Raw genomic sequence first — 8439 nt, forward strand, 5'->3', positions numbered from 1 at the left:
GCTGTCCGGGTCACCGGCCGGGTCTCCGCCCGGCCGGTCGCCGGGCCGGTCTCCCGGCCCGTTCCCGTTCGCCGCTCAGACCGCCGTGAGGTCGATCCGCTGCCCGTTGACGTCCTCGGGGCGGCGCTCCCACAGGTCGGAGACGGCCTTCGCCAGGGTAGCGACGTCCGTGTACCCCTTGAACGGCCGCTCCGGGCTGGCCGCCCGCATGGCGTCGTTGACCAGGGCCATCACCACGAGGATCGCCGCCGCGGACGTGCTGCCCTTCAGGGCGTCGGCGAACGCGAGCGTCCACGCCTCCGCCGCCGCCTTGGCGGTCGCGTACGCCGCGTTGCCCTGGGTGGGCTTCTGCGCCGCCTTGGCCGAGACGATGACGAACCGGCCGTCGTCGCTCGCGCGCAGCAGCGGCTCGAAGGCGAGCGACACGTGCTGGAGCGTGCGGACCAGGAGGTCGTGCAGCAGGTTCCAGTCGTCGAGCGAGGTCTCGGCGAAGGTCTTCGACCCGCGCCATCCCCCGACGAGGTGGACGACGCCGTCCACCCGGCCGTGCTCGTCGCCGATCCGCTTCGCCAGGTCGCGTACGGCCCCCTCGTCGAGCAGGTCGACCGCGAGGCAGCCGTCGGCTCCGGTGCGGTCGACGCCGATCACGGTGTCGCCGAGCTCCTCGAACCGGCGGACGACGGCCTGGCCGGCGGGACCGGCCGCGCCGGCGACCAGGATCACTCTGCTCATCGTTCACTCACTCTCTCGCGGACGGGCGGGCGGCTCGTACGGGTGGACAGGGTCACGCCCTGATCCCCCTGGTGGACTCGACGACATCGGCGAGCTTACGGCGCAGCGCCTCGTAGAACATGCTCAGGGGGAACTCGTCCGGCAGCACGGCGTCCACGACGGCCTTGGGGAAGCCCTCGACCGGCAGCGCGTCCACGCCCTTGTGCCACACGGAGGCCGGGTGCGGCTCGACGTAGCCGGCCACGAGCTGGTGCGCGGCCAGCCAGTGGGCGAGCTTGGCCCGGTCGATGCCGTCGCGGTAGAGCTTCTCGACCTCGCCGCGCAGGTCGGCGACGCCTCCGGCGACCCGGTCCCAGTCGACGGTGAGCCGGTTGTCGGTCCAGCGCACGATGTCGTTCCTGTGCAGGTACGCGAAGAGGAGCTGGCCGCCGAGCCCGTCGTAGTTGCGCACCCGGTCGCCGGTGATCGGGAAGCGGAACAGCCGGTCGAACAGGATCGCGTACTGGACGTACTTGGCCTGCGGGACGCCGGCCTCCTCCAGCTTGACCGCCTCGCCGAACGCGGTCAGGTCGCAGCGCAGCTCCTCCAGGGAGTACAGCCAGTACGGCATCCGCTGCTTGATCATGAAGGGGTCGAACGGCAGGTCGCCGTGGCTGTGCGTCCGGTCGTGGATCAGGTCCCACATCACGAACGTGTCCTGGGCGAGTCGCTGCGAGGCGATCAGCCGGGCCGCGTCCGGCGGCAGGGCCAGCTTCAGCGTCGCGGCCGCGGCGCCGCTGACGACGCGGAACCGGGCGGCCTCGCGGTCGCAGAAGATGCCGCCCCAGGTGAACGCGGGCGGGGTGCGCCGCACGGCGACGGTCTCGGGGAACAGCACCGCGGAGTTGGTGTCGTAGCCCGAGGTGAAGTCGACGAACGCGATCGGGACGAACATCGGGTTGTCGTAGCCGCCGCGCTCCAGCTCGGCCAGCCAGTCCGGCCAGACGGTGCGGATCCAGACGGCCTCGATGTTGCGGTTCAGGTTGCCGTTCTGGGTGTACATCGGGAACACGACGAGGTGCTCCAGCCCGTCCACGCGCTGCGTGTCGGGGTGGAACGCGTCGAGCGAGTCGAGGAAGTCGGGCACGCCGAGCCCCTCGGCCACCCACTTGCCGAAGTCGGCGACGACCGCGTCCAGGTATTCGCGGTCGTGCGGGAAGCGCGGCGCGAGCCGTACGACGTGGTCCACGATGTCGCCGACGAGCGCGACGGCGCGGTCGCGGTCGCCGGTCACGGAGCCGTCCTTGGCCTGGAGGCCGCGCAGCTCCTCGACGGCGGTCTTGAGCCCGGCGAACGCCCGGACGTACTCCTCCTCGCCGTCCCGGCCCGCCGCCCGCTCCTCGGCGGTGTCGGCGGGGTCGCGGGCCACCCAGGTGACGAGGTTCCCCCAGAGGCGCTCGTGGTCGAAGTCGCCGATCGAGTCGTCGCCGAAGAGGTCGGAGTCGGCCAGCACGACCACCCGGCCCCGGCCGTGCCGTACGGCGAGGGCGAGGGGGCGGCGGGCGGGGTCGGCGGTGCCGGAGGTCTCGAACAGCACGGTCGCGCCGTCGGGCGCGACGAGCGTGCCGGAGCGGTAGAAGCAGGCCCGCCGGACGCCGGCGAGCAGGTCCTGGGCGGTCTGCGCGACCGCGCCGCCGTCGCCGGCGGCGGGGGGCACGGAGGTGGCCAGCGGGGTGCCGAGGACCCACGTCGCGACCTTGTTGTGGCAGTGGGCCGGGTCCTGGACGGTGACGTGCTCGACGCCGACGCCGAAGCGGCCCAGCAGCTCCGCGAGGTTGCTCCCGTACTTCTCCTGCTCGCACTCGGCCAGCACGATCAGGCCGCCGCCGTCCGCGACGTACGCCTCGATCGCGTCCAGCTCCTCGACGGGGAGGACGGGGCTGCCCAGTCCGGTGGTGCGTTCCCACAGCTCGCCCGACGGGTGCGCGACGACGAAGACGTCGTGGGCGCTCAGCAGGGACGGCGTGATCGGCCCCTCGGTGTGCGCGGCGACGGTGTGCCCCAGTTCCCGGAGGACCGCCGCGGCCCTGGCGTAGCTGTTGTCGTCGGGGTGCGCCGGGTTCATGGCCTCCGCGACCTCGCGCCGGATGGTCCATGCCTCGCTGTGTGCCTCGTCGAACAGGATCGAGGGGAACGTCGTCATGAAATATCTCCCGATTCAGGACCTATCTGCCGAAAAATATACACATAGTGGCACCTGTGACCACAAGTCCCCCCAGCGGTGGACGGGGAATCAGCCCGGCGGCGGACGTGCGCCCGCGCGACCGCCGCCTAGCGTCCCCGGCGATCGGAAAACGATCGGAAGGCACCCACCGTGAGGGAAGTCCCATGCTCAAGAACTCGACCAGGTTCAGGCGCGTCGCCACCGGCGCGCTGCTGATCGTCGCCCCGCTGCTGCAGTGCGTCGCCGTGATCGTCGACCCGGGTACGTGGGGCGACGACCGGGAGGCGGTCAGCTACGGCGACAACCCGGCCCTCGCCCAGCTCGAGTCCGCGCTCTACCACTGGAGCTGGCTGCTGATGGCCGTCATGGCCTTCGGCCTGCTGCACTTCACGCGGCGCCGCGCCGTCGTGTTCGGCCACATCGCCGGCGTCGTGGCCGTCGTCGGCTACATCAACGCCTCGTCCCTGCTGATGACCGACCCGGTGGAGTGGTGGCTCGGCCGGCACTACCCGCCGGAGGAGGCCCAGCGCATCCTGAACGAGATGATGGACCTGCCCCATCAGACGTTCGCGTTCGTGCTCCCCGGGATGCTGGGGTGGGTCTCGCTGCCCGTGCTGCTGCTCGCCGTGTGGCGCGCCGGGGCGGTCCACTGGTGGGTGCCGCTCACGGTCGCGATCGGCTACCTGGGGTCGTTCCCCGTGCCGTACGGCCCGCTCACGATCCTCTTCTGGGGGCTGCCCGTCGTCGCCCTCGCCGCGTTCGGCCTGAAGGTGCTGCGGATGGGCGACGACGCGTGGGCCGCCTACTACCCCGCCGCACCCGGCGTCACCACGCCCGACTCGTACGCGAAGACGACCGCCTGAGCGCGGTCGCGGAGGTTCAGCTTCATGAGCACCCGTGCGACGTGCGTCTTGACCGTGGCCTCGCCGACGAACAGCTCCCCGGCGATCTCGGCGTTGGTGAGGCCGCGGGCGAGCATCCGGAGCACCTCCAGCTCGCGCGGCGTCAGCTCGGAGAGCCGCGGCGGGCGGACCGGCTCCTGCCGTCCCGCGAAGGACGCGATCACGCGCGTGGTGACGGCCGGGTCGAGCAGCCCGTCGCCGCCGGCCACCACCTTGATGGCCTCGACGAGCTGCTCCGGCGGCGACACCTTCAGCAGGAACCCGCTCGTGCCGGCGCGGAGCGCGGCGTACAGGTTCTCGTCGGTGTCGAAGGTCGTCAGCATGATGATCTTCGGCGGGTGGGGGGTGTCGAGGAGCTGCCTGGCCGCGGTCAGGCCGTCCATGCGGGGCATCGAGATGTCCATGAGGAGGACGTCGGGACGGCAGCGGCGGGCCACGGCGACGGCCTCGACGCCGTCGGCGGCCTCGCCCACGACCTCCATGCCGGGCTCGCTCTCGACGACCATGCGCAGCCCCGCGCGGACCATCGCCTGGTCGTCGGCGACGACGACGCGGATCGGGGACGCGTCGCTCATCACGCGCGCTCGCTCATGGTGACCCCCTGGGAGATGGGAAGCCTGGCGTGGACCCGGAACCCGCCCTCGGCCAGCGGCCCGGACTCGATCGAGCCGCCGAACAGCTCGGCCCGCTCGCGCATGCCGATGAGGCCGTTGCCGGTGGACAACCCGGTCCCGGTCCCGGCCGCGGCCCGGCCGGCCGTGCCATTATCGACGATCTGGAGCTCCACGACGTCGTCGCGGTAGCCGATCGTGATCCGCGCCTCGGCGTCGCCCGCGTACTTCACCGCGTTGGTCAGCGCCTCCTGCACGATCCGGTACGCGGACAGGTCGAGGCCGGGCGGGAGCCGTACCGGATCGCCCTCGACGGCGAGGCGGACCCGCGGGCCGGACGCCCCGACCGTGGTGATGAGGTTCTCCACCATGTCCAGTCCCGGCTGGGGCAGCGCCTCGTCCTGCGGCATCCGCAGCGCGCCGAGCATGATGCGCAGCTCCTCCACCGCCTCCCTGCCGGTCTGCTCGATGCCGGAGAGGATCGTGTTGTCGCCGCCCATGCTGCGGCGCAGCACCCCGGCCTGCATGACCATCATGCTCACGCTGTGGGCGACGACGTCGTGCAGCTCCCTCGCGATGCGGGTGCGCTCGGCGGCGACCGCCTCGGCGGCCCGGCGCTCGCGTTCCAGCTCCAGGCGGGCCGCCCGCTCGGCCATCCGCTGCGCCCGCACCTGGTAGCCGCGCATGGCGAGCCCGGTCAGGTACGCCGCGCCGAAGAGGACCGTGAGGAAGATGACCTCCTCCAGCGGCAGCGGCCGGTGGTCCACCGCGCCCGAGTCGAAGATGAGGATGCCCGTGACCGCCCAGGAAACGCCCGGCTTCAGCGGCAGGTTCGCGCCGAGCGTGTGGAAGACGATGAGCAGCGAGGCGAGCTGCCAGACGGGGCAGCCCTCGTTCCCCTGCCGGTGCCAGGCGTACTGCGCGAGCAGCATCAGGATGAAGACCGCGACGGGGAACCTGCGGCGGTGGGCGACCAGCAGGCCGGTGACGACGGCCTGGCCCAGCCACCAGAACTGCGGATTCTGCGCCGCCCCGTAGGACTCCGCGACCGTCAGCGCCTCGACCGTGCCGAGGACGATCACCGCGGTGCCCATCAGGACGTCGACGAGGGGAAGCGAACGGAAATGCCGGATCAGGGAGGGCATAACGCGCACATTAATATGCGGCTCCTGCGAGGGACACCGCCTCCACCCGGGCCTCAATCGGATGCCAAGCGGATTACAAGTGAACGGCCGACGGGTCGCCGGTATCAACTGGATGTCGGTCACTGTGCGGGCCCTTGAACATCACTCTCCGCGCTGGGACTCTTGGACTGTTCCCACCGGGTAATAGGAGGCGGAGATGCCCTCCCTGCACTCCCTCGTTGCGGGGCTGGGCGCCCTCGGCATGCTCGCGCTGCCGCTCCACCCGCACCCGAGCGGCTCCACCGACCGGGTCACCCCCGGCGCGGTCCGGGTCGAGTCCGCCTCCCATGTCTCGATCACCCTGCTCGACGACCGCAGCGTCATCAAGCAGATCGTCCGCGAGTACGACACCGACCTGGCCGAGGGCAGCGGGTTCACCGTGACGCCCGACGGGGTGGTCGTCACCGCGACCGGCGTGGTGCAGGCGAGCCGCGACCCGCGGGTCTACGCCGCCAACCGGGTCTTCTCCGAGTACTTCAAGGTCAAGATCCCGGCGGACTTCTCCCGGCACACGCTCGACGACGCCGACCTGAACCGGCGATTACAGGCCTGCTATCCCCCGCAGGGGCCGAACTCGACGTGCATCGCGACGGTCACCACGAACGTCACCGTCTTCCCCTATCTCGACCCGCCGCTGCCGGCCGGGCTGCCCGCCCAGATCCTCACCACCGGCGCCTCCCCCGCCGCCCCCGCCGTGCTCAAGGTCACCAAGGGCGGCGAGAAGCAGAACCTCCCCACCGTCCCCATGGCCGTCTCGCTCGGCCAGTCCGTCGTCGCCCTCGACGTGATCTCGTTCGCCGGCCGTCCGTCCGCGAAGCAGCCCGCGAAGGCCGAGACCGCGCACCTGGACCCGCCCGGCACCCGCACCTTCAAGCAGGAGGACCGGGACAAGCTCGCCAAGCTGCTCAAGGACGGCGCGGCCGGCGGCGCGCTCATCGACGACGAGAAGAGCGAGGTCGTGGGGCTGCTGGCCGGCGACTCCGGCACCCCGCTGACGATCACGCCGGTGGACGAGATCCGCACCTCGCTGGTCGCCGCCGGCGTGACCCCGCGCCGCGGCCCCGTAGACGTCGTGTACGAGAGCGCGCTCGCGTCCTATCACAACAAGCTCTACGCCGGAGCGGTCCCGGTGCTGCTCCAGGTGCTCAACCTGCGGCCGGACCACGCGGTCGCGCTCGACCACCTCAAGGTGTCCAGGGACAAGGCGGGGACGGCCGAGGACACCGGCGCCCGCACCGGCCCGTCGCCCGCGCCCCCGGCGAAGGAGTCGTCCGCGATCTCGCCGCTGCTCTGGCTCGGCGGCGGCGCCCTCGTCCTGGTCGTGGTGGCGGCGGGAGCCGTACCGGCCGTGCTGCGCCGGAAACGGCGCTCCGGCGCGGGCCGGGCGGCGGATCCGCACCCCGTCCGGAACTCCGGGGACGCGCGCGATCCGGCGCACGGGGGCGCGATGCTCTCGGCGGGCGCGGGGCCGGGCGAGCCGCCGGTCGCCTCCTGGCCGCCGTCGGCGACCCAGGTCTTCGACGCGCCGCCGTTCGAGACCCCACAGTTCGACGCGCCGTTCGGGACGCCGTTCGAGGCGCCCTCGTTCGACGTGCCCGCGCCCGGCACCCCGGTCTCCTCTGCGCCGGTCTCCCCTGGGCCGGTCTCCCCTGGGCCGGACGCGCCGGGTGGCGAGGCGGCCGTTCCCGGAACGGTCCCGCCGTTCGAGGCGCGGCCCGCGGCCGACCCCTCGCCTCCGCACGGACAGGCGCAGCTCAAGTTCTGCACCCAGTGCGGGATGCGCCTCGGGCAGGGCCACCGGTTCTGCGGCTTCTGCGGCCACCCGGCGGACCCGCGATGACCGAGGGACCGCCGACTCCGGCCGGGCTGGTCGGCCGCACGCTGGGTGACTACACGATCGAGGCCGTCGTCGGCCGCGGCGGCATGGCCACCGTCTACCGCGCGCGGGACCGGCGGCTCGGCCGCGCCGTCGCGCTGAAGATCCTCGCCCCGCAGCTCACCCACGACCACAGGTTCCGCGAGCGGTTCGTACGGGAGTCCCGGCTGGTCGCGAGCATCGACCACCCGAACATCATCCCGATCTACGAGGCGGGCGAGCGGGACGAGCTGCTGTTCATCGCCATGCGGTACGTCGAGGGCAGCGACATGCGCCGGCTCGTGCGGTCGGCCGGGCCGCTGCCCGTGGCGCGGGCGAACCGGCTGTTCGCGCAGATCGCCTCCGCGCTGGACGCCGCGCACGCCGCCGGGCTGGTCCACCGCGACGTGAAGCCGGCCAACATCCTGGTGGCGGACGACGACCACGTCTATCTGACCGACTTCGGCCTCACCAAGAGCTCGTCCGCCGAGGCGGGGCTGACCAGTCACGGCCATTTCATGGGCACGCCGCGCTACGTCGCCCCCGAGCAGATCCGCGGCCTGCCGGTGGACGGGCGCAGCGACCTGTACGCCTTCGCCTGCGTGGTGTACGAGGCGCTCACCGGGCTGCCGCCGTTCCAGCGGGACACCGAGCTGGCCCTGCTGTACGCGCACGTCTCGCACGAGCCGCCGCCGCTCACGCCGTACCGGCCGGACCTGCCGCACGGGGTCAACCGGGTGACCGCGCGGGCGCTGGCGAAGTCGCCCGACGACCGTTATCCGACCTGCCACGCGTTCGTCGCCGCGCTGCGCGACGCGATCAGCGGCGTGGACGACGCGTCCGGCGGCGCTCCCGTCCCCGGAGGCGGCGGGAGCGCCGGCGTCCGCGGGGGCGCTCCGGGCGCGGCCGGGCAGGCGGGCGGCGGCTCGCACCCGCCCGCGACGCCGTCGAC

The 8439-nt window shown here is 72.6% G+C and carries 7 protein-coding genes; 3 read left to right on the top strand and 4 right to left on the bottom strand.

What is annotated here, in order from left to right:
• Window positions 1–75: 75 nt before the first annotated feature.
• Window positions 76–732, bottom strand: coding sequence for an SDR family NAD(P)-dependent oxidoreductase (locus tag AWQ70_RS30695; protein ID WP_067183801.1), 657 nt, complete (start codon window positions 730–732; stop codon window positions 76–78).
• Window positions 733–784: 52 nt separating this feature from the next.
• Window positions 785–2914, bottom strand: a complete 2130-nt coding sequence (locus AWQ70_RS30700; protein WP_067183804.1) for a DUF6421 family protein — start codon at window positions 2912–2914, stop codon at window positions 785–787.
• Between the two features lie 185 nt (window positions 2915–3099).
• On the opposite strand from AWQ70_RS30700, the gene AWQ70_RS30705 reads away from it, so the two are divergent.
• Window positions 3100–3798, top strand: coding sequence for a hypothetical protein (locus tag AWQ70_RS30705; RefSeq protein ID WP_067183808.1), 699 nt, complete (start codon window positions 3100–3102; stop codon window positions 3796–3798).
• Here the strand turns inward: AWQ70_RS30705 and AWQ70_RS30710 are convergent.
• A complete protein-coding gene (locus AWQ70_RS30710; protein ID WP_067183811.1) occupies window positions 3741–4412 on the bottom strand; it encodes a response regulator in 672 nt (223 codons plus the stop codon). The genes AWQ70_RS30705 and AWQ70_RS30710 overlap by 58 nt on opposite strands.
• Window positions 4412–5593, bottom strand: coding sequence for a sensor histidine kinase (locus AWQ70_RS30715; RefSeq protein ID WP_067183814.1), 1182 nt, complete (start codon window positions 5591–5593; stop codon window positions 4412–4414). The genes AWQ70_RS30710 and AWQ70_RS30715 overlap by 1 nt, the downstream gene beginning before the upstream one ends.
• A gap of 196 nt (window positions 5594–5789) precedes the next feature.
• Between AWQ70_RS30715 and AWQ70_RS30720 the strand changes: the two genes are divergently transcribed.
• Window positions 5790–7472, top strand: coding sequence for a zinc ribbon domain-containing protein (locus AWQ70_RS30720; RefSeq protein ID WP_067183817.1), 1683 nt, complete (start codon window positions 5790–5792; stop codon window positions 7470–7472).
• Window positions 7469–8439 (top strand): serine/threonine-protein kinase (locus tag AWQ70_RS30725; protein WP_067183821.1); only part of this gene is annotated, 971 nt, incomplete at its 3' end. The genes AWQ70_RS30720 and AWQ70_RS30725, both read left to right, overlap by 4 nt.

The sequence above is a fragment of the Microtetraspora niveoalba genome (genome assembly GCF_001570405.1).
GTDB classification, from domain to species: Bacteria; Actinomycetota; Actinomycetes; order Streptosporangiales; family Streptosporangiaceae; genus Microtetraspora; species Microtetraspora niveoalba.

What these genes read in the sequence shown, in the direction of transcription:
- AWQ70_RS30710 (WP_067183811.1), bottom strand. Translation starts at nt 4,412, where the DNA reads ATGAGCGACGCGTCCCCGATCCGCGTCGTCGTCGCCGACGACCAGGCG.
- AWQ70_RS30695 (WP_067183801.1), bottom strand. Translation starts at nt 732, where the DNA reads ATGAGCAGAGTGATCCTGGTCGCCGGCGCGGCCGGTCCCGCCGGCCAG.
- AWQ70_RS30715 (WP_067183814.1), bottom strand. Translation starts at nt 5,593, where the DNA reads ATGCCCTCCCTGATCCGGCATTTCCGTTCGCTTCCCCTCGTCGACGTC.
- AWQ70_RS30720 (WP_067183817.1), top strand. Translation starts at nt 5,790, where the DNA reads ATGCCCTCCCTGCACTCCCTCGTTGCGGGGCTGGGCGCCCTCGGCATG.
- AWQ70_RS30700 (WP_067183804.1), bottom strand. Translation starts at nt 2,914, where the DNA reads ATGACGACGTTCCCCTCGATCCTGTTCGACGAGGCACACAGCGAGGCA.
- AWQ70_RS30705 (WP_067183808.1), top strand. Translation starts at nt 3,100, where the DNA reads ATGCTCAAGAACTCGACCAGGTTCAGGCGCGTCGCCACCGGCGCGCTG.